The 25,396-nt window shown below is 75.8% G+C and carries 21 protein-coding genes; 10 read left to right on the forward strand and 11 right to left on the reverse strand.

Annotated elements, in window-relative coordinates; genetic code table 11:
• Positions 1 to 8 precede the first annotated feature (8 nt).
• Positions 9 to 866 carry a glycosyltransferase family 2 protein gene (locus C892_RS0123645; protein WP_017538561.1) on the forward strand — a complete coding sequence of 286 codons (858 nt, stop codon included), beginning with the start codon at positions 9 to 11 and terminating at the stop codon, positions 864 to 866.
• 16 nt (positions 867 to 882) lie between these two features.
• Here C892_RS0123645 and C892_RS0123650 read toward each other — a convergent pair whose 3' ends face one another.
• The 4 genes from C892_RS0123650 to C892_RS0123665 all read right to left on the reverse strand — a co-directional run bounded on the left by C892_RS0123650 (position 883) and on the right by C892_RS0123665 (position 6,556).
• Entirely contained in the window at positions 883 to 1,491 is a 609-nt protein-coding gene (locus C892_RS0123650; RefSeq protein ID WP_017538560.1) for a malonic semialdehyde reductase, read from the reverse strand.
• A 121-nt stretch (positions 1,492 to 1,612) separates the two neighbouring features.
• Positions 1,613 to 2,746: a glycosyltransferase gene (locus tag C892_RS0123655; protein WP_051060597.1), complete on the reverse strand. Its 1,134-nt coding sequence runs from the start codon at positions 2,744 to 2,746 to the stop codon at positions 1,613 to 1,615.
• Positions 2,747 to 2,941: 195 nt separating this feature from the next.
• Positions 2,942 to 4,264, reverse strand: coding sequence for a nucleotide sugar dehydrogenase (locus C892_RS0123660; RefSeq protein ID WP_017559219.1), 1,323 nt, complete (start codon positions 4,262 to 4,264; stop codon positions 2,942 to 2,944).
• Positions 4,265 to 4,828: 564 nt separating this feature from the next.
• The gene (locus C892_RS0123665; RefSeq protein ID WP_017559220.1) at positions 4,829 to 6,556 is read right to left on the reverse strand and encodes a glycosyltransferase; all 1,728 of its coding nucleotides are present in this window, start codon (positions 6,554 to 6,556) and stop codon (positions 4,829 to 4,831) included.
• 122 nt (positions 6,557 to 6,678) lie between these two features.
• Between C892_RS0123665 and wecB the strand changes: the two genes are divergently transcribed.
• The 3 genes from wecB to C892_RS0123680 all read left to right on the forward strand — a co-directional run bounded on the left by wecB (position 6,679) and on the right by C892_RS0123680 (position 11,818).
• Complete coding sequence (gene wecB / locus C892_RS0123670) at positions 6,679 to 7,782, forward strand: non-hydrolyzing UDP-N-acetylglucosamine 2-epimerase (protein ID WP_017538556.1); 1,104 nt, start codon at positions 6,679 to 6,681, stop codon at positions 7,780 to 7,782.
• On the forward strand, positions 7,779 to 9,497 hold the full coding sequence (locus C892_RS0123675; protein ID WP_026124587.1) for a hypothetical protein: 1,719 nt from the start codon (positions 7,779 to 7,781) through the stop codon (positions 9,495 to 9,497). Before wecB ends, C892_RS0123675 begins: the two co-directional genes overlap by 4 nt.
• 68 nt (positions 9,498 to 9,565) lie before the next feature.
• A complete protein-coding gene (locus C892_RS0123680; RefSeq protein WP_017559221.1) occupies positions 9,566 to 11,818 on the forward strand; it encodes a glycosyltransferase in 2,253 nt (750 codons plus the stop codon).
• 106 nt (positions 11,819 to 11,924) lie between these two features.
• Here C892_RS0123680 and C892_RS0123685 read toward each other — a convergent pair whose 3' ends face one another.
• Positions 11,925 to 13,289, reverse strand: coding sequence for an LCP family protein (locus C892_RS0123685; RefSeq protein ID WP_239647507.1), 1,365 nt, complete (start codon positions 13,287 to 13,289; stop codon positions 11,925 to 11,927).
• A 107-nt stretch (positions 13,290 to 13,396) separates the two neighbouring features.
• Positions 13,397 to 14,209 (reverse strand): TIGR03089 family protein, encoded by an 813-nt coding sequence (locus C892_RS0123690; protein ID WP_017559223.1) that lies wholly within the window; start codon positions 14,207 to 14,209, stop codon positions 13,397 to 13,399.
• A gap of 163 nt (positions 14,210 to 14,372) precedes the next feature.
• On the opposite strand from C892_RS0123690, the gene C892_RS31925 reads away from it, so the two are divergent.
• The 4 genes from C892_RS31925 to C892_RS0123710 all read left to right on the forward strand — a co-directional run bounded on the left by C892_RS31925 (position 14,373) and on the right by C892_RS0123710 (position 20,074).
• The gene (locus C892_RS31925) at positions 14,373 to 15,845 is read left to right on the forward strand and encodes a serine/threonine-protein kinase (RefSeq protein WP_051060595.1); all 1,473 of its coding nucleotides are present in this window, start codon (positions 14,373 to 14,375) and stop codon (positions 15,843 to 15,845) included.
• Positions 15,846 to 15,914: 69 nt separating this feature from the next.
• Complete coding sequence (locus C892_RS0123700; RefSeq protein ID WP_017559224.1) at positions 15,915 to 17,972, forward strand: hypothetical protein; 2,058 nt, start codon at positions 15,915 to 15,917, stop codon at positions 17,970 to 17,972.
• A gap of 29 nt (positions 17,973 to 18,001) precedes the next feature.
• Positions 18,002 to 18,937 (forward strand): glycosyltransferase family 2 protein, encoded by a 936-nt coding sequence (locus C892_RS0123705; protein ID WP_017559225.1) that lies wholly within the window; start codon positions 18,002 to 18,004, stop codon positions 18,935 to 18,937.
• A 12-nt stretch (positions 18,938 to 18,949) separates the two neighbouring features.
• Positions 18,950 to 20,074, forward strand: coding sequence for a glycosyltransferase family 4 protein (locus tag C892_RS0123710; RefSeq protein WP_017559226.1), 1,125 nt, complete (start codon positions 18,950 to 18,952; stop codon positions 20,072 to 20,074).
• A 458-nt stretch (positions 20,075 to 20,532) separates the two neighbouring features.
• Here C892_RS0123710 and C892_RS0123715 read toward each other — a convergent pair whose 3' ends face one another.
• The 4 genes from C892_RS0123715 to C892_RS0123730 are packed head-to-tail and all read right to left on the reverse strand — an operon-like array spanning position 20,533 to position 22,804.
• Positions 20,533 to 20,928: a type II toxin-antitoxin system VapC family toxin gene (locus tag C892_RS0123715; RefSeq protein WP_017559227.1), complete on the reverse strand. Its 396-nt coding sequence runs from the start codon at positions 20,926 to 20,928 to the stop codon at positions 20,533 to 20,535.
• Positions 20,925 to 21,155 (reverse strand): FitA-like ribbon-helix-helix domain-containing protein, encoded by a 231-nt coding sequence (locus C892_RS0123720; protein ID WP_017559228.1) that lies wholly within the window; start codon positions 21,153 to 21,155, stop codon positions 20,925 to 20,927. The genes C892_RS0123715 and C892_RS0123720 overlap by 4 nt, the downstream gene beginning before the upstream one ends.
• A 35-nt stretch (positions 21,156 to 21,190) precedes the next feature.
• A complete protein-coding gene (locus C892_RS0123725; protein ID WP_017559229.1) occupies positions 21,191 to 22,111 on the reverse strand; it encodes a lysylphosphatidylglycerol synthase domain-containing protein in 921 nt (306 codons plus the stop codon).
• A gap of 21 nt (positions 22,112 to 22,132) precedes the next feature.
• Positions 22,133 to 22,804 (reverse strand): hypothetical protein, encoded by a 672-nt coding sequence (locus C892_RS0123730; protein WP_017538547.1) that lies wholly within the window; start codon positions 22,802 to 22,804, stop codon positions 22,133 to 22,135.
• 117 nt (positions 22,805 to 22,921) lie between these two features.
• Here C892_RS0123730 and C892_RS0123735 point away from each other — a divergent pair, with 117 nt between their 5' ends.
• The gene (locus tag C892_RS0123735) at positions 22,922 to 23,299 is read left to right on the forward strand and encodes a cyclophilin-like family protein (RefSeq protein ID WP_017559230.1); all 378 of its coding nucleotides are present in this window, start codon (positions 22,922 to 22,924) and stop codon (positions 23,297 to 23,299) included.
• 36 nt (positions 23,300 to 23,335) lie between these two features.
• Here C892_RS0123735 and C892_RS0123740 read toward each other — a convergent pair whose 3' ends face one another.
• Complete coding sequence (locus C892_RS0123740) at positions 23,336 to 24,322, reverse strand: alpha/beta fold hydrolase (protein ID WP_017559231.1); 987 nt, start codon at positions 24,320 to 24,322, stop codon at positions 23,336 to 23,338.
• Between the two features lie 93 nt (positions 24,323 to 24,415).
• Here C892_RS0123740 and C892_RS0123745 point away from each other — a divergent pair, with 93 nt between their 5' ends.
• Positions 24,416 to 25,132 carry a class I SAM-dependent methyltransferase gene (locus C892_RS0123745; RefSeq protein WP_017538544.1) on the forward strand — a complete coding sequence of 239 codons (717 nt, stop codon included), beginning with the start codon at positions 24,416 to 24,418 and terminating at the stop codon, positions 25,130 to 25,132.
• Positions 25,133 to 25,396 lie beyond the last annotated feature (264 nt).

Below are 25,396 nucleotides of genomic sequence, written 5' to 3' on the forward strand. Positions count from 1 at the left end.
CCGAGCGCTTGAAGATCTCGTGCGTCGTGCTGACCATGGGCAACCGCCCGGCGGAGCTGCGCCGCGCGGTCACCAGCGTGCTGGAGCAGCGCGGGGCCGACGTCGACGTGGTGGTCGTGGGCAACGGCGCGGACCTGCCCGAGCTGCCCGAGGGCGTGGCCACCCTGCGCCTGGCCGAGAACCTGGGCATCCCCGAGGGGCGCAACCAGGGGGCGGCCGCCACCGACGGCGACATCCTGCTCTTCCTCGACGACGACGGCTGGTACCGCTCGCCGGAGCTGTGCCGGCGCCTCGTCGACCGGTTCGCCGCCGATCCGGGGCTGGGGGCGCTCTCGTTCCGCATCGCCGACCCCGACGGCGGGCCGGACCAGCGCCGCCACGTGCCGCGGCTGCGCGCGGGCGATGCGCGCCGCTCCAGCCGGGTGACCACCTTCCTGGGCGGGGCGTGCGCGATCCGCCGCGCGGCCTTCGAGGCCGGCGGGGGGCTGCCCGGCGGGTTCTTCTACGCCCACGAGGAGACCGACCTGGCCTGGCGGATCCTGGACGCCGGCTACCACATCGAGTACGACGCCGAGTCGGTGATGTACCACCCGGCCACCGCACCGACCCGGCACGCCGACTTCTACCGGCTCAACGCGCGCAACCGGGTCTGGCTGGCCCGGCGCAACCTGCCCTGGCCGCTGGCCGGGCTCTACCTGGCCAACTGGGTGGGCCTGACGGTGCTGCGGGAGCGCTCGGGTCCGGCGCTGCGCGCCTGGTTCCAGGGGTTCGCCGAGGGGTGGCGGACCGAGGCCGGCCCGCGCACCCCCATCTCCTGGGCGACGGCCTGGCGGATGGCCCGCGACGGCCGCCCGCCGATCCTCTAGGGGGCGCTCACCGCGCTCACAGCTCGGTCCACACGTCCTCGTAGTCCAGGCGGGGCAGCCGCGGGAACTCGTGCGGCCCGGCGGGCTCGCCGATGTTGACCGCCATGAAGGCGTGCAGCGCGGTTCCGGCGAAGAACTCGGCGTCCACCCCGGCGTGGTCGAAGCCGTTCATCGGGCCGGCGGCCAGCCCGGCCGCGCGCACGCCCAGGAGGAAGTAGCCGGCCTGCAGGTGCGCGTTGAGCTCGGCGGGGGCCCGGCGGCCCTCGGCGTCGGCGAAGACCTCGCGGACCATCCCGGCGCGGTCGGGGAAGAAGTCCTCGGCCCGCTCGTGGAAGTCGGCGTCGTAGGCGAGCACGGCGGTGAGCGGGGCGGCCCCGGTCTTGGCCCGGTTGCCCTCGGCCAGGTGCGGCAGCAGCCGCGCGCGGCCCTCGGCCGAGCGCAGCAGCAGCACCCGCAGGGGCTGGACGTTCATCGCCGTCGGCCCGTGCTTGACCAGGTCGTGCAGGGCGCGCAGCTTCTCCTCGGCCACGGGCCCGGGGCCGAAGGCGTTGGCCGAGCGGGCCTCGCGGAAGAGCAGGTCCTGAGCGTCCTTGGACAGGGCCAGCGGGTCGGCGCTCGCGGTCATGGGGTCTCCTCTCGTGCCGGGTCCGCGCACGATGTCCATGCATTTGCATGGAACCCGCGGACACCGGGGAAACCCCGCCCCCGCAGGGGCTATTCCGGCCCGGCGGCCGGTGTGGCGCACGCTACACCGGGGCGGGCGTGCGGCGCGGCCGGGTCCGCAGCCCCGGCTCGGCCCGGGCCCACTCCTCCAGCTGCCGGACGAACGCCTTGGCCTGCACGGGCCAGTGGTAGTGCTCCCGGGCGATCTCGTGGCCGGTCCGGGCGAACCGCGAGCGCAGCTGGGGGTCGCCGCGCAGCAGCAGCGCCGCCTCGGCGGCGGCCCGCGGGTCCCCGTGCGGGACCACCACCCCGCAGGCCCCCTCCGCCCGGCCGGAGACCAGCGCCTCGGCGGCCGGGGTGGGGGTGGTGATCACCGGCAGGCCGTGCGCCATGTACTCCACCACCTTGGTGGGCAGCGAGTGCCGGTAGTTGGGGGTGTCGTGCAGCAGGCTCACCCCGGCCATGGCCCCGCTGACCATGCGCAGCGCCCGGTCGTTGGGCACGAACCCGTACCAGCGCACCGCCCCCTCCTGCTGGGCCTCGCGCAGCAGCGGCCGCACCTTGGGGTCGGCGGCGCCGATCACGTCCACCCGCACCCCGTGCGGGCGCAGCATGCGTCCGGCCTCCACCAGCTCGCGGGCGCCCCGCGCCTCGGACAGGTGGCCCAGGTAGACGATGCGGTCGTGGCCGGGCTGGCGGGCCGGGCGCTCGGGCACCCAGGTGGTGTTGGGCACCACCGGGTGGTCGGCGGCGAACCGGCCCCGGTAGCCCTCCTCGGCCAGCACCAGGTGCATGCGCCGCTCGGCGCGGCGCTCGAAGGAGCGCACCAGCGGCGCCAGCGGCCGGCGCAGCGGCCGGGGCACCCACGGCTTGGTGAGCAGCGCGGCGGCCGCGTCCTCGTGCACGTCCCACACGGTGGCCGGGCGGCGGCGGGGCAGGGCCAGCAGCAGCTCGGGGTCGTGGAAGAGCAGCAGGTCGGCCTTTGGCGCGTGCTCGGCCAGGGCGGCCCGGGCGGCCCGCAGGGCGCGCAGCCGGCGCCGGCCCGCCGCGCGCGGCAGGTCCACCGCCTCCAGCTCGGGCCAGGGCGTCACCCCGCGCTCGCGGAAGGGAGCGGCGTAGGTGACCGAGTGGCCGGCCTCCAGCAGCGCGCGGACCTGCCGGTGCAGGATGCGCGCGTCCTCCGGGTGGTGGACCACGGTGGCCACGAGTGCGTGCATGAGCGCCTCCGCCTGATGCTCCATTTCCCGGGCCGGAGGAGAACCCGCCCGGGCGGGCGGCCGACCTTGTGGGGCCAACCTAGGCGCGGGCGGGAAACGGAGGGTGAATCCCGCGGTTACGCCCGGGGGTGGGGGCGATGAAGAAGCGGGGCCGCCCCCGGGTCCGGGGACGGCCCCGCCGTGCGGGCGCGGGCCCTAGAGCACCTGCACGCCCTTGCGCTCGATCGGCGCGGTGGTGCGGCCCTGCGTCGGCACCTGCGGGTCCAGCCGGCGCAGCACGCCCCGGGTGTCCAGCAGCAGCCGGGCGTGCTCGGTGAGCAGCTTGGGCCGGTAGTCGGGGTGGTCGGTCAGCAGCACGGTCAGGTCGGCCTCGCGCAGCGCCCCCTCCAGGTCCAGGGCGCGCGGCACCGCGGAGCCGTTCACCGTCCACTCCTCCACGTAGGGGTCGTGGTAGGTGAGCGCGGCGCCCTTCTCGGCCAGCTTGCGCGCCACCGGGCGGGCCGGCGACTCGCGCTGGTCGGCGATGCCGGCCTTGTAGGTGACGCCGAGCAGCAGCACGCGCGAGCGGGACAGCGCCAGCCCGGCGTCGTTGAGCAGCTCCTGGGCGCGCTGCATGACGTAGGAGGGCATGCGGGCGTTGATCTCCTGGGCCAGCTCCACGAACCGGAACGGGTAGCCCAGGGTCTTGACCTTGTAGGACAGGTAGTTGGGGTCGATGGGGATGCAGTGCCCGCCGACGCCGGGGCCGGGGTAGAAGGCCTGGAAGCCGAACGGCTTGGTGGCGGCGCAGGCGATGGAGTCCCACAGGTCCACGCCCAGCTCCTGGCAGAACACCGCCATCTCGTTGACCAGGGCGATGTTGACGTGCCGGTAGGTGTTCTCCAGCAGCTTGGCCATCTCGGCCTCGCGGGTGCCGCGGGCGCGCACCACCTGGGAGACGAAGGCGCCGTAGAACCGGGCGGCCAGCTCGCCGCAGCGCTCGGTCATCCCGCCGACCACCTTGGGGGTGTTGGCCACCCCGAAGGCCGGGTTGCCGGGGTCGATGCGCTCGGGCGAGAAGGCCAGGTGGAAGTCGGCGCCGGCGACCAGGCCGGACTCCTCCAGCAGCGGCCGCAGCACCTCCTCGGTGGTGCCCGGGTAGGTGGTGGACTCCAGCACCACCAGGGTGCCCGGGCGCAGCCGCTCGGCGATCAGGCGCCCGGCCGAGGCGACGGCGCCCAGGTCGGGGCCGCCCTCGTCGGAGAGCGGGGTGGGCACGCAGACCACGATGGTCGAGGCGCGGCCCAGTACGTCGGGGTCGGCGGTGGCGGTGAAGCCCGCGCGCAGCATCTCGTCCACGTCCTCGGGGGACAGGTCGTCGATGTGCGAGGTGCCGGAGTTCAGACCGTCGACGACCGCGGGGCTGACGTCGAAGCCGGTGACCGCCATGCCGGCCCGGACGGCCTCCTGGGCCAGCGGGAGGCCGACGTATCCGAGGCCGATGACGGCCAGATCCGTTGTCGGGGTAGCGGCGTCCACAGGGCCCCTCACCTTCTTGGAAGCGGTGCTCGAAAGCAGCGGTGGAAAATCGATGGGTCGGGCGGTGTGTCGGGGTACGGTGCTCGCTTGGACTAGGGGGTGTTTCTTGGGTCGGGCCCTACTGCGCGACGCCCAGGCACGGCCCTCGCTGCGTTCTCATCAGTCGACGGCGCACCCGGGCCGACTCCTTCCGCGTCTCAGGGAGCACAGCGGCCTTGCGATGACCGCACCTGGACGCCGCTCGCTACGGACCAGACCCAAGAAACACCCCCTAGACGCCCGAGCGTAGTTCCGGGAGGACGCCGCACGGGTGCGGCGGCCAGCTCCGGACATCTCGCCGATGGGTGCATATCCGCTCCCGCGGAGCGGTATATGCGCGCCGTTCCGTCGGTCCCGGCGCTCCGGTGCAGGCGTCCGTCCCTGCAGGTCCCCCAGGTCCCACGACGGTCACCGGTGTCCGATTTCTGACTGTACGGCGGTTTTCCCTGGTGGGTCCGCCGGAATTCCGTTCCGCCCGGAGGAATTAACTCGGGCGTCACTCAGGATTCCTTTCCCGCCCACGTTTCACACGGGCCGAAGGTCCGTGAACGAGCGGTAGGCCGTCGAATACCGCTCGGCCGCCGCCGCCCATGTCCGGTCCCGGCCGACCGCCGCGCGGGCCCTTGCGCCCAGCCGGGCGCGCTCGCCGGCGTCGCCGGCCAGCGCCCCCAGCAGGTCCGCCAGCGCCCCGGCGTCGTCCGGCGGCACCAGCGCCCCGGCCCCGCCCGGCTCGACCAGCTCGCGCAGCGCCGGCAGGTCCGAGGCGACCACCGGCAGCCCCCCGGCCATCGCCTCCACCGGCTTGAGCGGGGTGACCAGGCGGCACACCCGCTCGTCGCGGCGGGGCACCGCGAACACGTCCAGCGCGGCGTGGTGGGCGCGCACCCGGTCGGCCCCGACCCGGCCGGTGAAGTGCGCCGCGCCCTCCAACCCCGCCTCGGCGGCCCTGCGGCGCAGCGCCGGCAGCTCGGGGCCGTCGCCGACGATGAGCGCGTGCGCGTCGGTGCCGCGCCCGCGCAGCACCGCCACCGCCTCCAGCAGGGTGTCCAGCCCCTCGTACCCGTAGCAGCTGGTGGTGGTCCCGGCCACGAAGGCGTCCGGGGCGATGCCCAGGCCTCGGCGCACCGGGCCGCCGTCCGGCAGCGGCTCCAGGAACGCCTCGTCGACCGCGTTGGGCACCACCAGGATCCGCTCCTCGGGGACACCGCGGGCGGCGATGTCGGCGCGCATCGCCGCGCCCAGGGTCACCACCAGGTCGGCCCCCAGCATGCACGCCGTCTCCTGGGCCCGCTCGGCCTGGTAGAAGGCGTCCGCGGGCGAGCGCGAGGGGTCCCGGGACAGCCAGGACTCCTCCAGGAAGCCCCGCACCTCGTAGACGACCGGCAGGCCGCGGGCGCGCCCCAGCTCCAGGGCGAGCCGCCCGTTGCGGTGGTTGGAGGCCGCGTGCAGCACCTGCGGGTCCAGCCGGTCCGCCAGCGCCCCGGCCAGGCGCACCCCGGCCCGCAGCTCCGCGCCGGCGCCGGCCGGGGCCCGCCAGGGCACCAGCCGGTGGTAGGCCACCCCGTCCACCAGCACCCGCGGCCGGGCGTCGGGCACCCCGGCCGAGACCGGGTGGCCCACCCGGGTCGCCACGTGCGGCTCCCACCCCGCCCCCCGCTGCGCCACCGCGATCCGGTGCGTCCGCTGGGTGTAGCCGGCGTTGGTGTGCGGCAGGGCGTTGGTCACCAGGTGCAGCACCCTCCCCCCGATCTGTGCTGATCGCCCACCGTTCACCGCGCCGTCGCGCACCGTTCTCCGCCCCCGGGCTACGGTGAGCGAGGGCGGGCGGACCGGCTCCGACGGCCCCGACGGCCCCGACGCCGAGGGGCCGGCGGCCACCGCGCGCCCCGACAGCAGGGCCGAGCGGCGCTCCAGCGACGCCCGGCGGCGGCCCGGCGGCAGCGCCGCGGCCAGCTCGTCGGCGAGTGCGGTGTCCCGCACGGCCAGGGCGAAGGCGGCCATCCGCGCCGCGGTGCGCGGCGGCGCACCGGCGCAGGCGCGCCGGGCGGTGCGGGCGGCGCCCGCGGCGTCCCCGGCGTCGGCGCGGGCGTAGGCGCGGCCCAGCGGTCCGCCCCGCGCGGCGGCTCCGCGGACGGCCCGGCGGAGCGGGGAGGGGAGGACACGCAGCGCCAGCAGCGGGGCCCGGGCGGGCTCCTCGCGCAGGTGGCGCCAGGCCAGGGTGGCGGCATAGGAGGCCGCTCTGAGGGTGTGCAACACGATCGGTAGGCAACCACGCGGCGGTGTCGGCGCGGTGACGCCCGGGCGTCCCGCGCGCGTCGCAGGAGGAAAACACGCCGGTCCCGCGCGGACCGGGTGGGGAGCGAGGGAAGAGGTCGATGGCATTCCTGCACATCGTGGGCGCGCGCCCGAACTTCGTGAAGGCGGCACCGGTGGTGGCCGCCCTTGACCGGCGCGGCCAGGCCCAGCAGGTGCTGCACACCGGCCAGCACTACGACGAGCGCATGTCCGCGGTGTTCTTCCGCGACCTGGGCCTGCCCCGCCCCGACGCCGACCTGGGGGTGGGGTCGGGCTCGCACGCCGAGCAGACCGCCGCGCTGATGACCGGGCTGGAGCGGGAGTTCATCCGCCGTTCACCCGAGACGGTCATCGTCTACGGGGACGTGAACTCCACCGTGGCCGCCGCGCTCACCGCGGCCAAGCTCGGCATCACCGTGGCGCACGTGGAGGCCGGCCTGCGCTCCTTCGACCGGACCATGCCCGAGGAGGTCAACCGGGTGGTGACCGACCGGCTCTCCGACGTGTGCCTGGCCACCAGCGCCGACGCGGTCGCCCACCTCGCCGACGAGGGGCTGCCGGTGGACAGCGTCCACCTGGTGGGCAACCCGATGATCGACACCCTGACGGCCAACCTCGACCGGTTCGACGCCGACGCGCTGCGCGCGCGCCACGGCCTGCCGCAGGACTACGTGGCGGCCACCCTGCACCGGCCCGCCAACGTCGACGACCCCGAGGCGGTCGCCGGGCTGGTCACCGCCGTGCACGGGGTCGCCGACCGGGTCGACGTGGTGATGCCGGTGCACCCGCGCGGCAAGGCCGCCTTCGACGCGGCCGGGCTCGGCTCCCACCCCCGGGTGCACCTGCTGGAGCCGCTGGGCTACATCGACTTCGTGGCGCTGGTGCGCGGCGCCCGCGCCGTGGTCACCGACTCGGGGGGCGTGCAGGAGGAGACCACTATCCTCTCAGTGCCCTGCCTGACGCTGCGCCCCAACACCGAGAGGCCGGTCACCATCACCCACGGCACCAACCGCCTGGTCTCCCGGGAGGAGTTCGCCGAGCTGCCGGCCCTGGTCGCCAAGGCGGTCGCCGGCGAGCCGGTCAACGGCGCCCCCGCCGGCGCCGTCCCGCCGCTGTGGGACGGCCGGGCCGGGGAGCGCATCGCCGACGTGCTGTCCACCGTGCAAGGTAGGAAGAACCCGTGAAACGGCGAGAACAGTCCCAGACCGAACAGCTGCGCCGCGCCCTGAGCGAGCGCGAGGCCCAGCTCCAGGAGGCCCAGGCCCGCCTGGCCGCGCTGGAGGGCTCCACCTCGCTCCAGGTGGGCCGGGCGCTGACCTCCGCGGCCAAGCGCCCCGGCCGCGGCCTGGTGCGGCTCCCCCGCGACCTGTTCCGGCTGTGGCGGCGCAGCGGGCGCACCACCCAGGCCTCCGGCCGCCGCAGGCCCGACCCGGTGCGCTCCTATGAGACCGAGCGCGAGGAGGCGCGGCTGCTCAGCGGCGCCCCCGGCGCGCCCGACGGGCGCCTGGCGGTGGCCGGGGTGCTCTCCGCCGAGGCCGCCGAGGCGGTGCGGCCCTACGTGCGGGTGGTCCCGCTGCTGCCGCACGACGCCCAGCCGGTCTTCGAGTCGGTCGACGTGGACGCGGTGCTGGTGAGCGCCTCGGCCGCGGCGCCCGGCGGGTGCGGCCCCTGGGCGCACACCGGGGACCCGGCCGCCGCCGACCGCACCCGCGCCCTGGCCTGGGTGCTGGAGGCGGCCGCGGCGCGCGGCGTGCCCACCGTGCTGCTGGCCGACGCCCCCGCCCCGCCCGCCCTGGCCCGGCTCGGCTTCGACCTGGTGCACGAGGGCGGCGCCGGGGTGCCGCTGCACCGGTTCAACCCGATCGCCGCCGACCCCGAGCGCTCCGCCGAGCCGGTGCGCCTGGCCGGGCCCCGCCCGGCCGGCGCGGCCGCCCGCCGGGTGCTCGGCGCGCTGGCCGAGGACGGGCTGCGCCCGGCCGAGGCGGCCTGGCAGGACCTGCCCGAGGTGCTGCGCTCCAGCTCGCTGGTGGTCGTGGAGGACGCCGGGGCCGCCGACCGCGCGCTGGCCTGCGGGGCCCGGGCCCTGCTGGTGGGCCGGCCCGGCGACGGCCCGGAGCGGGCGGCCGCGGTGCCGCCCGGCCCCGCCGGCGCCGATTCCGCCGCCCGCGAGCTGGAGCGGCTGCGCGCCGCCGGGCCCCTGCCGCCCGAGGAGGTGCGGGCGGTGCTGCGCTCGGTCTTCCTCACCGACGCCGTACCGGTCCGGCTGGCCGAGGTGTTCGGCCGGCTGGACTTCGCCCCCGGCTCGGCGGGCGCCTCGGCGGTGCTGGCCGGGCGCCGCGCCGCGGTGCTGGCCGCGCCCGCCGACGACACCGCCGCCCTGGCCCTCGCCGACGACCTGCTCAACCAGGACCTGGCCCCGGCCGAGGCGGTGGTGCCCGCCGAGGCGGCGCACCTGGCCGGGGTGGAGCGGCTGCGCTCCTTCGGGGTGCCGGTGCGCACCGCCGAGGGGGTGCCCGCCGACGGCCCCGGGCACCTGCGCTGGGCGGCGCTGGCCCGGGCCGCCTCGGCCCCCTGGGCGGTGCTGTGGCGGGAGGCCGGCGGGCCGGCGCTCCTGGCCGACCTGCTGTGCGCCGCCGAGTGCTCGGGGGCCGACGCGGTGGGCGCGGCCACCGTCCCCGGGGGCGGGGACGGTGCATGGGAGGCGGCCACCGCCGACCAGGACTACGTGTTCGTCGGCGCGGTCCGGCCCGACCTGGCCCGCACCGAGCTGGCCGGACGGGGCCTGGACCCGGGGCTGTGGAACCGGCACGGGGCCCGGCTGCTGGCACTGGGGCCGCACCGCCGGGCGGGGGAGGCGGCCGGGGCCCCACAGGCCCGCAGCGCCCCCGGCGCGCCCTGAGCGCGCCCCGGGTGGAATCGGACGTTCCGCGGCGGCGGGCCCGCCGCCGCGGCCGTGAAAGGGAAGACGTGGACGACAATCGGCAAGGCCCCGAGGATCCGGGGCGCGGGCTGCGGGCCCTGGTGTACGGCGACGTCGACATGAACATCATGGACGGCTCCGCGGTGTGGGCGCAGTCCATGGTGCAGGCGCTGGCCGCCGCGGGGTGCGCGCCCACGCTGCTCCTCAAGGCCGAGGTCTCCACCGACCGGCTGACGGCGCCGCTGGAGCGCGACCCGGCGGTGGCCCTCCGCCGCCCCTACGAGGAGCGGCTCCTGGACGGCCTGGGGCCGCGCGGGCTCACCCCCGAGCAGGCGGTGGAGCTCATGGAGCGGCTGGACGCCCGGGAGCGCTTCGACCTGGTGGTGGTGCGCGGGCGCCGGCTGGCGGTGCTCGCCGCGCAGAGCGAGCGGCTCTCGGGGCGGCTGTGGACCTACCTGACCGATATGCCGCAGAGCGTGCCCGAGCTCACCGCCGGCGCGGTCTCCGAGCTCACCGACATCGCCGTGGCCTCCCGGTTCCTGCTGTGCCAGACCGAGGAGCTGCGCGGCTTCCTGGAGGGCGCGGTGCCGGCCGCCTGCGGCAAGAGCGTGCTCTTCCCGCCGGTGGTGGTGCTGGAGCAGGACGCGCCCCGGGCGCGGCCGGCCGCCGCCCTGGACGGGCCGCTCCGCCTGGTCTACACCGGCAAGTTCGCGCCGCGCTGGAACACGCTGGAGATGGCCGGGCTGCCCGCGGCGCTGGCCGAGCGCGGCGTCCCCGCCGAGCTGCACATGGTCGGCGACAAGGTGCACCGGGACTCCCCGGAGTGGGCCCGCCGCATGTCCAAGGCGCTGGAGGGCACCGAGGGGCTGGTGGCGCACGGCGGGGTGCCCCGCGCCGAGGCGCTGCGCCTGGCCGCCGACTGCCACATCGGGCTGTCCTGGCGCGACGAGGAGATGGACGCCAGCCTGGAGCTGTCCACCAAGGTCCTGGAGATGGGGGCGCTCGGGCTCCCGGTGGTGCTCAACCGCACCCCGATGCACGAGGCGCTGCTCGGTGAGGACTACCCGCTGTTCGCCGAGCCGGGCGCGGACGCCGAGGAGGTCGCCGACGCCCTGGCCCTGGCCGCCGACCCCGCGCTGCGCGCCGAGGCCGCCGAGCGGTGCCGGGCCGCGGCCGCCCGCTTCACCCTGGAGCGCGCCGCCGAGCGGCTCGGGTCCCTCCTGGAGGCCGCCTGCCCGGGCGGCCCCGAGGGCACCGACCCGCGCCGCCCGCTCAAGGTGGTCATCGCCGGGCACGACCTGAAGTTCTTCACCCGGCTGGCCGAGCACCTGACCTCACTGCCCGGCCTGGACGTGCGCCTGGACGAGTGGGAGTCGCTGCGCGCCCACGACCAGTACCGCAGCCGGGAGCTGGCGTCCTGGGCGGACGTGGTGATCTGCGAGTGGTGCGGCCCCAACGCGCTGTTCTACGCCGAGCACAAGCGCCCGGGCCAGCGGCTGCTGGTGCGGCTGCACCGGTTCGAGCTCTACGCCGAGTGGCCGCGCAAGCTGGACATCGAGAAGGTGGACGCGGTGATCTGCGTCAGCCCCTACTACGCCCGGCTGACGCGGGAGCTGGCCGGGTGGCCGGCCGACAAGGTGGTCGTGCTGCCCAACTGGGTCGACACCGAGCAGCTGGACCGGCCCAAACTGCCCGGCGCCGAGTACACGCTGGGCATGATCGGCATCGCGCCCTCCCGCAAGCGGATCGACCGCGGCCTGGAGGTGCTGCGCGAGCTGCGCCGCCGGGACCGGCGGTTCACCCTGGCGGTCAAGTCCAAGCAGCCCTGGGACTACTGGTGGATCTGGAACCGGCCCGAGGAGCGCGAGTACTACGAGCGCGCCTACCGGGAGCTGCGCCGGGACCCGCTGCTGGCCGAGGGGGTGGTGTTCGACCCGTTCGGCCCGGACGTGGCCGCCTGGCTGCGCAGGATCGGCTTCACGCTGTCCACCAGCGACGACGAGAGCTTCCACCTGGCGCCGGCCGAGTGCGCCGCCTCCGGCGGGGTGCCGGCGGTGCTGACCTGGCCGGGCGCGGACACCATCTACTCGCGCCGGTGGCTGCACGAGGACCCGGCGGCGATGGCCGAGGCGATCCACGCCACCGTGGCCGAGGGGCGCTTCGACGCGGCGCGGCGCGCGGCCCGGGCCGAGATCCGGGAGAACTACGCGCTGGACAAGGTGTGCCGGATGTGGACCGGCCTGATCGTCAAGGGCGCGGTCCCCGAGCCGGTCGTCCTGGACCGCCCGGTCCCGGCGTGACGACGACGGCGCCGTGGTGATGGCGCCGTGCGGACGGAACAGGGCCCGCACCCCCCGGGCGGTTTCCGGGGGGTGCGGGCCCTCGGCGTTCCGGGTGCGTTCCGGGTCAGCCGCAGTCGACCTTGGCGTCGGCGGCGCTCTTGGAGTCGACGTCGACACCGCCCGGGCCGTCGCCCCCGCCCCCGCCGGAGGAGGCCTTGAAGCCGACCCAGTCCTGGGAGACGATCACCTGCACCGTCTCGCCGAGGGCGGGGTTCTCCTCGGTGGCGGCGTTGGTGAACGTCTCGGCGACCGCCTCGGCGGCGGCCTTCTGGCCGGAGCCGTAGTAGACGGTGGTCTGCGGGGGGACCTGCCCGGTGGGGTTGCCCGTGCCGGCGGGCTGGAAGCCGCGGGTGGTCAGCCCGGTGGAGACCTCGTCGGCCAGTCCGGGGATGCCGGTGCCGTTGAGCACCTCCACCGAGACCTCGGAGGGGTCGGCCTTCTCCTCCTTCTCGCCGCCCCCGCCGGAGCCGCCCTCCTCCTCGTCGGGGTCCCCGCTGATCTCGTCGGCGGCGACCTGCTTCCACAGCTCGGTGGCCTTGGGCTCGGACCAGATGACGCGGTTGGGGTCGGCCGGGTGGGGGCCGTTGGGCACGGTGATGAACTGGACGTCGCCCAGGTCCACCTCGCGCATGGCCACCGCGATGTCGCCCATGGTGGACACGGTCAGACCGTCGTCGGTGGTCAGCGACTCGGCGACCGACCCCATGAAGCTGTTGACGGTGGTCGGGCTGGAGAGCGTGTCACCGCTCATCACCTCTTTGAGCATGGCGCCCATGAAGTCCTGCTGGCGGTCGATGCGCGCCAGGTCGCTGCCGTCGCCCTGGCCCTTGCGGGAGCGCACGTAGCCCAGCGCCTCCTCGCCGTCGAGCGTCTGCTCGCCGGCCTCGAGGTTCAGGTTCCCGGCCTTCTTGTCCCGGACCGGCTCGGGGATGCACATGGTGACCCCGCCCACGGCGTTCACCATGTCCTTGAAGCCGACGAAGTCGAGGCTGACGAAGTGGTCGATGTGCACGTCGGTCAGGTCCTCGACGGTCTTCCACAGGCACTGGACGCCGCCGCTGTTCATGGCCTCGCCGATCATGGCCGTGTGCGCCTGCTGGCCGGGCTTGTCGCCCTTGGGGTCGCAGGCGGGCATGTCGACGATGGAGTCCCGCGGGATGTTGACCAGCGTGGCGGTCTCCTTCTCCGGGGAGATGTGCGCGACGGCGAGCACGTCCGGGCGCTCCCCCTCGGCGTCGCCGTAGTCGGCGTTGTCACCGCTGCGCACGTCGGAGCCGATGATCATGATGTTCATGACCCCGTCGACGCGGGTGGGGCGGTCGCCCCACTCGTCGAAGTCGATCTCCTCCTGGCTGATCTTGTTGTAGATGTTGAAGTAGACGCCGTAGCCGGCCAGCAGACTGCAGATGACCAGCCCGGTGGAGACCATGGCGATGATGCGGGCGGGCGAGGCGGCCCGCCGGGCCGCGGCGTGACCCCGCGTGGAGCCGCGTGAGGAGGGGCGTTTTCTCGGCATCGGGAACCAATGACTAGACGTCAGGACAGTGGCCTGATGCCGCCCGAGGGCGCGGGGGTGCCGGGCGGTGCGCCGACGAGGGCCGTGGCGCGCTCCATATCAAGCCGTGATTGCAGGTTAGCCGAATCGATACTCGGGGTGAGGACGAGCGGCACGGCGCGGGAGAGGGGGGCGAGGAGCCGCGACAGGTCGGCCCCCAGTGCCCCCAGGGGCTCCCGCGCTGAGGTGATGATAGCCACACGGTCGCCGTCGGTCAGCTCCCAGGTCCGCGCCAGCGCGCGGGCGGCCCCGGTCAGCTCGGCCGCGGTGAACGTCCGGCCGCCGGACTCCAGGGCCGGGCGGCCGGGATCGGCCGCGGCGGGGACCGGCGTGTGGTGGTCACCGTACCCGCGCACCTCGTCGGCGTAGTCCAGGGCGGCCGGGGGGCAGTCCGGCAGCGGCGCCCCCAGGGGGTGCAGGGAGGCGGCGACCGCCTCCCGCGCGCCGCCGTCCAGTGCGGCCCCGATCCGGTCGGCGTCGGCCACCGCGATGTCGGCGTCCGGGACCGTGCCGGCGTCGGCGGGCAGTACCGGGACGGCCCCCACCGACCAGCACGCCACCAGCCAGGCCAGGCTCTGCCAGTGCACCGGCAGGGCCAGGGCCACGCGCTCGCCGGGGACCGTGCCGAACCCGTCGGCCAGCATGTTGGCGGTCTTGGCGACCCAGTTGCCGAAGGTGGCGCCGGACAGCTCCACACGCCCGCCGGCGGGGCCGTCGTAGGCGGTCACGAAGGGGCGCGCCGGGTCGCCGGCGAGGGCGTCGCGCCACAGCTGGGCAGGGGTGTCCGCGGGCACAGGAGGGTCCTCCGCTGGTTCGGCGTCCCCGCCGGGACGGGCTGGGGGAGGGCGGGGCCGGACACATGCTACTGGCCCGTCGGCCCATGATCACGCCGGGGCGCGCGCGGACGTGGGCTACCGTCGCAGTGGTGCACCGACGACCCCCGGGAGGACCGCAGCCGTGCCCGAGCCCCGCCCCCTGAGCGACGCCGATCCGCGCCGGATCGGGCGCTACCGGATCATCGGCCGCCTCGGAGAGGGCGGCCAGGGCACCGTCTACCTGGGCGAGGCGCCCGACGGCGCCCGCGCGGCGGTCAAGACGCTGAGCGCCCGCTCCCTGGAGGACCCCTCGATGCGCGAGCGCTTCACCCGCGAGGCCGAGGCGGCCCGCCGGGTGGCGTCGTTCTGCACCGCGGCGGTGCTCGACGCCGACTTCGCCGCCGAGCCGCCCTACATCGCCAGCGAGTACGTGGACGGGCCGTCGCTGGCCCAGGCGGTGCGCGGCGGCGGGCCGCTGTCCGGCGGCGACCTGGAGCGGCTGGCGGTCAACACCGCGACCGCGCTGGTGGCGGTGCACGAGGCGGGGATCGTCCACCGGGACCTCAAGCCCGAGAACGTCCTGCTGGGGCAGGGCGGGGCGCGGGTCATCGACTTCGGGGTGGCGCAGGTGCCGCTGGCCGACGGGCGGCGCACCGCCACCGCGATCGGCACCCCGGCGTTCATGGCCCCCGAGCAGGTCTCCGGGGCCGTGGTGGGGCCGGCCGCCGACGTGTACGCCTGGGGCGCGGTCACCGCCTTCGCCGCGACCGGCAGGGCGCCCTTCCGGGGGGACACCGTGCCCGAGGTGCTCCACCGGGTGCTGCACGGCGCGCCCGACGTGGAGGGGGTCCCCGAGCGGCTGCGGCCCCTGGTGGAGGCGGCCCTGGCCAAGGAGCCGGAGCGGCGCCCGGGCTCCGAGGACCTGCTGATGGCGCTGCTGGGCCGCAGGCCCGCCGGGGGCGCCGGGACCACCGCACTGCTTCCCGAGGAGCCCCGGGAAGGGCCGCAGGATGAGCGCCGGGGCCGGCGGCGCACCGGCCCGTGGATCGCCGCGGCGGCCGGGGGCGTCCTCGCCCTGGCCGCGCTGGCCCTGGTGTCGGCCATGGCCGCCGGCCTGCTGCCGCTGCCCGGCGGGGCCCCGAGCGCGTCCGAGGAGACCCCCGACGCCGCCGGGTCGGGCACGCCGGAAGGCTCCCCGGAGGCCTCGCCGGAGCCGTCGCCGGAGCCCAGTGCGGAACCGTCCCCCACGCCGACCGGACCGTCGTCGGCACCGGTGCCGGCCCCGGTGTTCACCGCGGACTTCGAGGGCGACTGGCAGGGCAACCTCGGCGTGCACCTGTGGGAGATGCAGATCGACGAGGGCGAGCGCACGGCGGTGCTGGAGAGCGTCGAGATCGATGACTGCTACCTGGAACTGACCCTGGTGCGCGGGTGGCAGGATCCGGCCGAGGGGTTCGTGTCCCAGGTCACCGAAGTCGGAGAGGGCGAGGAGGGGGAGTGCACCGCCGACATCGGCGCGGAGGCCCACCTCGCCGTGGAGGACGGGGTCCTCACGGTCGACACCGACGACCCCGACTCGACCGAGGGCGACCTGCTCATGCGCCGTGAGGAGTAGTCCCTCTCCCTCGTGCCGCCCAGCGGGGCGGAATCGGCCTGTGCGGCCTTCAGTGGCACAGTAACCTCCATGCCCCGCAATCCCGGCCGCCTGCTCGCCCGTGCCACGGTGCTGCCCGCCTTCGCCCTGGCGGGGTGGTTGCTGGTGGCCTTCCCGCTGCTGCTGATCGGATGGTTCACCCCTCTCGCGGGGCTGGCCGCCGGGGTCCCCGCCGTCGCCCTGGCCTCCTACGCGGCCGTGCGGTGGACGCCGGCCCCGCAGGGGGAGCCGCCGCCCTGGTGGCCCCTGGCCGCCACGGTGCTCGTGGCGGCGGCCTTCACGGCCGTGCAGCTCGCCTACCACGCCGAGGCGCTGGTGATCCGCCGCGACCCCGCCTCCTACGCCCAGTACGCGATCTGGATCGCGCAGCACGGATCGCTGCCGATCCCGCAGGGCCGTGAGCTCATCGCCGGGGACGACCCCGGGCTGAGCTACGGCAGCCTCGCCTACTACGAGGTGGGCGACGAGATCTGGCCGCAGTTCCTGGCCGGGGCGCCGCTGCTGTACGCGGTCGGTCTCTGGATCGCCGGCCCGGCCGGCATGGTGCTGGTCCCGCCGGTCGTCGGCGGGCTGGCCGTGCTGGCCTTCGGCGGGCTGGCGGCCCGCCTGGTGGGCGCGCGCTGGGCGCCCCTGGCCGCGCTGGTGCTGGCCCTGGCGCTGCCCGAGCAGTGGGCGAGCCGCTCCACCTACAGCGAACCGGTGGCCCAGCTGCTGATGCTGGGGGCGCTGGCGGTGGCGGTGGACGCCCTGGCCGAGCGGGTGCCGCTGCGCGGCCGGTGGGGGCGGCCGCACCTGCTGGCGGGCGCCGCCGGGCTGATGTTCGGGCTGGGCCTGGTCGTGCGCATCGACATGCTGCGCGACGCCCTGCCGGTGGTGGCCGTGGCCGGCCTGCTGCTGCTCGCCCGGCGCGGGCAGGCGGTCCCGCTGGCGCTCGGGCTGGCGGTGGGCACCGGGTACGGCCTGGTGGCCGGGTTCGGGCTGTCCCGCCCCTACCTGGACCACCTGTCGGCCTCGCTGGACCCGCTGCTGCTGATCTGCGCGGCGGTGGCGGCCGCCACCGCGGTGGCCGCGGCCCTGCTGTGGAGGCACGGGGTGCCGCGCACCGACCGGCCGCCGTGGCTGCCGGCCGCCGCCGCGGTGCTGGTGGGCCTGGTGGCGGTCGGGCTGGCGCTGCGCCCGCTGCTGTGGCCCGAGTACGGGCACGGGGACGAGGCCACCGCCTCCTTCGTCGGCCAGCTGCAGCGGTTGGAGGGCCTGGAGTACGACCCGGACCGCAACTACGAGGACATGAGCCTGTACTGGGTGGGCTGGTACCTGGGGCTGGGCACGGTGCTGTTCGGGGTGCTCGGGGCCTGCCTGCTCACCCGCAGGGTGCTCCAGCGGCGCGAGCCGCACTGGGTGCTGCCGCTGGCGGTGGCGGCCTGGTCGGTGGCGGCCACGCTGGCCCGGCCGGCGATCACCCCCGACCACCCGTGGGCGTCCCGGCGGCTGGTGGTGCTCGTGCTCCCGGCGTTCGTGCTGCTGGCCGTGTGGTTCCTGGCCTGGGCCGGGCGCCGGGTGGAGGAGCTGTCCCGGACGGGGGCGGGCCCCGGCGGGCGGGCGGTGGTGCCCGTGGTGGCCGCGGCGGGCGCGGCGGCCATGCTCGTCCCGACCGCCGCCACCGCCGTGCGCGGCCTGGACTACCGCTCCGACTCCGGCACGGTCCGGGCGGCCGAGCGGTTGTGCGCCGCGATCCCCGACGACGCCAGTGTGGTCCTGGTCGACGGGGTCGGCCACTACTACGGGCAGCTGATCCGGGGGATGTGCGACGTGCCGGTGGCCGCGGCGGCCGACGGGGCGGCCGTGGTGCGGGCCGCCGAGGGCATCGACGCGCGCGGGCGCACCCCCGTGCTCGCGGCGGAGAAGGAGGGGCCGCTGCGCGCCCACGCGCCGCCCGGGGCGCGGATCGAGCACCCCTTCCATGTGCGCGCCGACCAGGACCCGAGCACCCTGATGGAGCCGCCGTCGGGGCCGTGGGCCTTCCACGGCGACGTGTGGGTGGCGGTGCTCCCCGACGAACTGCCGCCCGCCCGAGGGGAGGGCCGGTGAACGAGGACGGAAAGAGCCCGGTGGAACCAGTGGAACAGCGGCCCGCGGAGCAGGGGGCCCAGGACCAGGGGGCCCCGGCCCCCGACGTGAGCATCGTGCTGCCCTGCTACAACGAGGAGACCCATGTGGTGGCGGAGGTGGAGCGCATCTGCGCCGCCATGGACGCCTCGGGCTACACCTACGAGCTGCTGGCCTTCGACGACGCCTCCGGCGACGGCACGCTCGCGCGGCTGCGCGAGGCCGAGCGGCGCCTGCCCTGCCTGGAGGTGATCGCCTTCGGGCACAACGGCGGGGCCGGGACGGTGCGCCGGATCGGCAGCCGGCGCGCCCGCGGCGAGATCGTGGTGTGGACCGACGCCGACATGACCTACCCGAACGAGCGCATCCCCGAGCTGGTCCGGACGGTGCTGGAGGACCCGGCGGTCGACCAGGCGGTGGGGGCGCGGCGGCAGGAGGCGGGCTCGCACCGGCTGCTGCGGATCCCCGCCAAGTGGGCCATCCGCAAGATCGCCGAGCGCCTGACCAACACCCGCATCCCCGACCTGAACTCCGGGCTGCGGGCGTTCCGCCGGAAGGTGGCGCTGCCCTACCTGCGGCTGCTGCCGCCGGGGTTCTCCTGCGTCACCACCATCACCCTGGCGTTCCTGTCCAACCAGCACCGGATCGTCTACGTGCCGATCGACTACGCCAAGCGGTCGGGGGACTCCAAGTTCCACTTCGTGCGCGACGCCTACCGGTACATCCTGCAGGTGCTGCGGATGGTCATGTACTTCAACCCGCTCAAGGTACTGATGCCCCCGGCGCTGTGGCTGCTGGGGATCGGCACCGCCAAGTTCGTCTTCGACCAGGTGCGCAGCCCCCTCTACATCCCCAACAACACGGTGATGCTGCTGATGACGGGGCTGATCGTGGGGGCCATGGCGCTGCTGGCCGACCTGATCGTGCGCTCGCGCAACGGCGTGTAGGGGGAGGGGCGCGTGCAGGTGACGCTGGTGGGCCCGGCCCACCCCTACAAGGGCGGCGGTGCCCGGCATACCACCGAGCTGGCCCGCCGGCTCGCGGCCGCCGGGCGCCGGGTGGTGCTGGAGTCGTGGCGGGCCCAGTACCCGGCGCTGCTCTACCCGGGGCGGCAGACGGTGGAGCAGGCCGAGGGGGAGCCGTTCGCGCCCACGGTGCGCGCGATGGCCTGGTACCGGCCGGACACCTGGTGGGCGGCGGGGCGGCGGGCCGCGGCGCGCGGCGGGCTGCTCGCGGTGGCGGTGCTCTCCCCGGTGCAGGTCCCGGCCTACCTGGTGCTGCTGGCGGCGGCGGGGCGCCGGGTGCGCACCGCGGTGGTCGCGCACAACGTGCTCCCGCACGAGCCGCGTCCGGGGGACCGGTTGCTGATGCGGGCGCTGCTGCGCCGGGCGGACACGGTGCTGGTGCACTCCGCGGAGCAGGCGGCGCTGGCGCGGCGCCTGGCGCCGGGGGCGGACGTGCGCGTGGCCGACCTGCCGCCGCACTTCCCCGATGCCCGCGCCCCGGCCGGTCGGGTCCCGGCCCCCTCCCGCCCGGAGGGCTTCCCCCACTACCTCTTCTTCGGCCTGGTGCGTCCCTACAAGGGGGTGGACGTGCTGCTCCGGGCGTTCGCGAAGGGGGCGCCGCCGTCCGCGCGCCTGACGGTGGCCGGCGAGTTCTGGACCGGCGCGGACGCCTACCGCGCCCTGGCGGCCGAGCTGGGGGTGGCCGACCGGGTGGAGCTGCGCGAGGGGTACGTCCCGGCGGGGGAGGTCCCGGTGCTGCTGGACGCGGCCGACGTGCTGGTGCTGCCGTACCGGTCGGCGACCTCCACGCAGAACGTGCGGCTGGCCCACGAGCGCGGCCTGCCGGTGGTGGCGACCCGCGCCGGGGCGATGGCCGGGCAGGTCCGCGACGGCGTCGACGGCCTCCTGTGCGCGCCGGACGATCCGGACGACCTGGCGCGGGCGCTGGCGGCCTTCGCGTCTCCGGGCAGGGCCGAGCAGCTCCGCAAGGGCGTCCGCCCGGCCGACACGGACGCGCTATGGAAGGTCTACACAGAGCAGCTGACCGGTTCCCGGGAGAACGTGAGCGGGGACGGCTAGTAGTACTTCGTTAAGTTCCTGGTTTCTCTTTTCCCTGCCCGGTTCCGCCGTCCGCCCAGTTTGCCTGGTTCTCTCGTTGATCTCGGGAAAAACGACCCTTCCCGCCCGTTTTTAGGGTCGTTTTTCCCGAGATCAACGCGGAGCGCCCGGCGGCCTGCGGGCCGGCCGGGGCCGGTGGGCGGGGTACCGGCCGCGTGGTCGTTGCCGCTGCCGGCGGACCGCGAGGGGCTTGGCGGACGGCAGCGCTGTGGGGCACGCCGCGTGGACGGCGGAACCGGGCAGGGAAAAGAGAAACCAGGAACCTAACGAAGTACTACTAGTATCGCCGCATGGAAGATGCGCATGCCCGGCGGAGGGAGTTCGTTCCCAAGGGGGAGCTGAGGCGTTCTTCCGCCCGAGTGCCGAGCATCGATCTCGACTGCCTCAGGAGCGAGATGGACGAGGTCCTTGAGGCAGGACTATTCGAACACCTCGATCGCGCATCGCGCCGCGCCGCTTCGAGCGATCCGAGCGTCGCTGGTGATTAAAGTTGCGCCGAGGACCTCAGCCAGCGCGACGTAAGTGGCGTCGTAAGCGGACAGGTTCGCGTGGAGCACCTTGATCCGCGGCCACAATGGAGCGGTCTCGTACCGGTCGATGGGGAGTGCCCGGTAATGCGCCATCGCGGCCTCCGCCTGTGGTTCGGAGAGCTTCCGTCCCCGGACCAGGCCGAGAAGTGCCGACATGACTTCGGTGTCCACCAGGTAGGGCGCGGCCACCTCCTCTTCCTGTGCCGCTCGGGACTTCACCCCCTCGCCCACGGGGCCCTTGATCGCCAGCATCTCCACGAGGGGCGAATTGTCGAGAACGATCACCGCCGGCCTCGTGCTTCATCGATGACGTCGAGGACGTCCTTGACACTGAGATCGGCATCGGCGGTCCAGCGCGCCCTCTCGACGGCCTCGGCGAGCGTCGGCTTCGCGGCTTCGCGTGTGAGGATGCTGCGGACGTAGGCCTGCAGGGACTTGCCGTCCCGAGCCGCTCGGGTCTTGAGCTCCCTCACGGTCTCTTCGGGCATATCGCGGATGGTGAGCGCAGTCATGCCTGCATTGTCCATTCAGTGCCTGCAAAGTGCAGTCAAATTGTGGTGGCCGCTCGTCCCGCCCACCCCGCAAGGCCTGCCGCCATCAGGTCCGCCGCCGTCATCACCAATCGGGACAGGGCCGCGACCACCAGGGCCGCGCCCGGGGTGAGGACCGGGGACAGCGCCACCACCAGCACCAGCTCGCGCACGCCGACGCCCGCCGGGGCGATGACGAACAGCACGCCGAGCGTCCAGGCGAGCGCGTAGGCCCCGGCCGCGACCGGCAGGGCGCGCCATCCGGCCCCGTCCGCCCCCGCCGCCAGGGCGCCGATGTGCAGGGACAGCGGGATCCACGCGGCCAGGGTCCAGCCGAGCGCGGCGGCGGTGGCGCGGCCGTCGACGTGCACCTCCAAGGGGCGCTTCAGCAGCCGCATCGCCGTGCCCAGCACCGCCTCCACCACGCGCGGGTGCAGCGCCGCCAGCAGCACCGGGGCCAGCAGGACCGCCCACCACCAGCGCCGGGTCGCCTCCTCGGAGGCGAACGGCAGGGTGGCCGCCGCCACCGCCAGGTTGGCGGCCAGGGTCACCGCCACCGCCTGACCGGTGGCCGCCGCCCCGCGGTGGCGGGGCACATCGTGGTCGCGGGCCAGCTCCACCTGGGCGGCGAACGCCCACACCGACCCCGGAAGGTACTTGCCGAGCTGGCCGACGAACATCGCCCGTGCCGCCGTGGCCGCCGGCAGCGGCGACCCGAGCCCGGCCAGCAGCGACCGCCAGGCCATCATCTGGCCGCCGAGCGCGGCCAGGGCGCCGGCCAGGGAGGCCGGCAGCGTCCACGGGGGCAGCGCGGCGAGTGCGCCGCGCGCCTCGTCCCACCGGTCGGCCAGTGCGAGGGCGGCGAACACCAGCGCGGCGGCGAGGACGGCCAGGCGCACCCTGCGGTCGGAGCGCACGCGGGCGAGGAGGCTGGGCACGGGGCCAGCGTAGTGGGCGGCTCACTCCAGCTCGGTCCGCGACGTCACCTCGCGCGAGAGCAGGATGACCTTCTCCCGCTCGGCGGCGGTGAGCACGGTGAGGAACTGGCTGCCGTTCTTGATCACGTACCCCTCGACCTCCCGGTCGCCCAGCGCGATCCGCTCCCGGGGCACCCACACCTCGTCGCTGATCGCCGAGGCGGCCAGCACCGCGGCCAGGGACAGCAGCCCCACGCGGGCCACGAGCGGGCGGAACAGGTCGCGGGAGGGGCCGTCCCGCAGGTCGACGGCGACCAGCACGGCGAGCCAGACCAGGGCGGCGGCCAGCGCGGCCCAGGCGGCGAAGGCCGCGACCGCCGCCGCGAAGACCGCGGCCAGCGCCGCCACCACCAGCAGCGAGGAGGGGGAGGGGCGGCCTTCGCGCAGGTGGCGCAGGTGCCCGGCGGCGGTCAGCGGCACCAGGGCCGCCAGCAGCCAGGCGGTCACCGGGCCGGCCCCCAGGAAGGTGCCGACCGCGATGGTCACCGCGTCGCCGAAGTCGACCGCGTCGGCCAGGCCGAAGGCGGTGCCCCAGTCGTAGTGGGCGACCGCCATCAGGCGCAGCAGGATGAACATGAACGCGGCCCCGGCCGCCGTGGTCCCGGTGGACCAGAGGGCGCCGGAGCCGCCGCCGGAGTCGGGGCCCTCGCTCATGCCGGGGGCGTTCCCCGGTCCGGGTCGCGGTTCCCCCAGCGGCCGGTATATTTCGAGATGCGAAAACAGAAAATCGCATTATGGACATTGTGCGGCGTGGTGCGGTACACACGCCCCATGCGCATCCGAATCTCCTGGAACGGCGGCGACGTGAGTGCCGCCCTGAAGCCGACCCCGACCGCCGAGCTCCTCTGGGACGCCCTGCCGTTCTCGGGAACGGCCGCGACCTGGGGTGACGAGGTGTACTTCCCGATCCCGGTGGAGGCCGACCCGGAGCCGGGCGCCGCCGAGGTGGTCGAGCCGGGGGCGGTCTGCTACTGGCTCGCCGGCTCCGCCCTGGCCCTGCCGTTCGGCCCCACGCCGGTCTCCGCGGACGGCGAGTGCCGCCTGGCGAGCGCCGCCAACGTCATGGGCGCCCTCGACGGCGACCCGCGGGTCCTGGAGTCGGTCCGGGCGGGCGAGCGCGTCCGCGTGGAGCGCGCCGAGGAGGACTGAGCCCGGACTGAGCCCGGACTGAGCCCGGCCGGGGGCTCAGGCGCCGACCTCCTCCAGGAAGGACGTGATCGCCCCGGCGACGTCCTCCGGACGGGCGACGTGGGGGCCGTGCGCCGCCCGTTCGAGGGGGCGGGCCCGCAGCAGCGGCGCGGTCCGGGACAGCTCGGCGGCCGCGGCCGCGCGCACCACCTCCGGATACCGGGCGGGCGCCCCTGGGGGGCGGGGCGCCGGACCGGTGCTCACCAGCGCCAGCACCGGTACCAGGAGCCGGGCGTAGACGCGGTCCGGTGCGAACTCCTCGAAGGCCTCCAGGGCCGCCCGCACGGCGCGCGGCCCGGGCCGGGGCGCGCGCAGCCCGTCCGCCGCCACCGCGGACCGCGCCGCCGAGGCCGCCAGGGCCGACCCCGCCGTCCCCATGGCGCGCAGGCCCTCCAGCACGGCCGTGAACTCCTCGGCGCCCAGCGGGGTCCGGAACGCGGCCGCCTGCTCGGCGGAGTAGGCCCGCGCCAGGTCGACCTGGACGCCCGCCTCCTGCGGCCCCAGCCCCAGGGCGCCGGCGGCGTGCTCGGCCGTCGGCCAGGCGAGGCCGTCCACGTTCACCGCCCCGGCCAGGTCCGAGCGGCGGGCCGCGGCGCAGGCGGCCGCAGCGCCGCCCAGGCCGTACCCGGCCACCAGCGGCCGGTCGGCGTCCAGGTGGCCGATCAGGCGGATCAGGTCGTCCACGAACCCGTCCAGCGACCACGGCGCGTCTCCCGACAGGCCGTGTCCGCGCAGGTCGACGGAGTGGACCGGGCGGTGCTCGGCCAGCAGCCGGGCCACCGGGTCCCACTCCTCCAGCGTGCCGCCGATCCCGTGCAGCAGCACCACCGGCGTGGGCGGCGCCTCCCCGCCGGCCCGGGGCCGGGGGCGCCGGTGCCGACCGTACTCGCGCACGGCCAGCGCCGGCGCCCCCGGGGTCCGCAGCTCGCGCGTGCGCGCCGCCGCGTCCGCCGGTGCCGCCTCCGCCGGTGTCGTCTCCGCCATGGACCGTCCCTCCTGTGCCCGGACACGCTACGGCCGCGCCCGGCCGCCGCGCTGACGGATCGCTGACGCCGGACTGAGGTAAGGTCGGCGCCCGTGGCCCTTCCCGCTCTCGATGACCTCGTCGCCTTCGCCGGACACCGCGTGCACGTGTGCCGGCTCCGCGAGGCCGGCACGCTGCTCGACTGGCTCGGCCGCGACCTGGACGGCCGGGTGGTGCTCGACGTCGCCGGCGGGGACGGCTACTGGGCCGGCCAGGCGCGCAGGCGGGGCGCCCGGGCGGTCTCGGTGGACCTGGCGCGCGGCAAGATGCTGCGCGGCGCGCGGCTCCGGCACGCCCCCGGGCTGGTCGAGGGCGACGCCCTGCGGCTGCCCCTGCGCGACGGCTCGGTGGACGCGGTGATGTCGGTGTGCGCCATCGAGCACTTCGCGGACGGCCCCGCCGCCCTGGACGAGATGGCGCGGGTGCTCAAACCGGGCGGGCGCCTGGTGATGTCGGCCGACTGCCTGTCCCGGCGCGAGGCCTGGCCGCGGCTGTTCGCGGCCCACCGGCGCCGGTTCCACGTGCGGCGCACCTACACCCACCGGGAGCTGGGCGGGCTGCTCGCCGAGCGCGGGCTGCGCGTGCGCGGGCACTCCTACCAGTTCCGCACCCGCGCCGCCGAGCGCGCCTACCTGTCGCTGTCGGCCCACGGCGGCCGCTACGGGTTCAACGCGGCCGCGCCGCTGGTCCCGCTGGTGGCCCTGGCCGACCGGGCCGCCCCCAACACCCGCGGCAGCATCGTGCTGCTGCGTGCGGTCAAGGAGGCCTGAGACCGCCCGCCTCCGGCGGGCGTCGCGCAGACCCCGCTCCGGGTTCACATGCGTCACGCGATCGTCCGCATCCGGCCGGGGCGGCGCCCGCGGCGAACCTTCGCCCGCCCGCGGCGCGTTCCCCACCAGGCGAGACCGGTGTCGATCGTGACGAATGTCGGTTTCGTCGTGGTTGTCAGATTAAAAGTTCTTTAACCGTCGACGGGTAGCGTGCGGCCTGCGGTGTGGGGGCACCGCGGCGCCGGGCGCGCGTGGACATGGGGG

It is taken from the genome of Nocardiopsis baichengensis YIM 90130 (genome assembly GCF_000341205.1).
In the GTDB taxonomy this organism is placed as follows: Bacteria; Actinomycetota; Actinomycetes; order Streptosporangiales; family Streptosporangiaceae; genus Nocardiopsis_A; species Nocardiopsis_A halophila.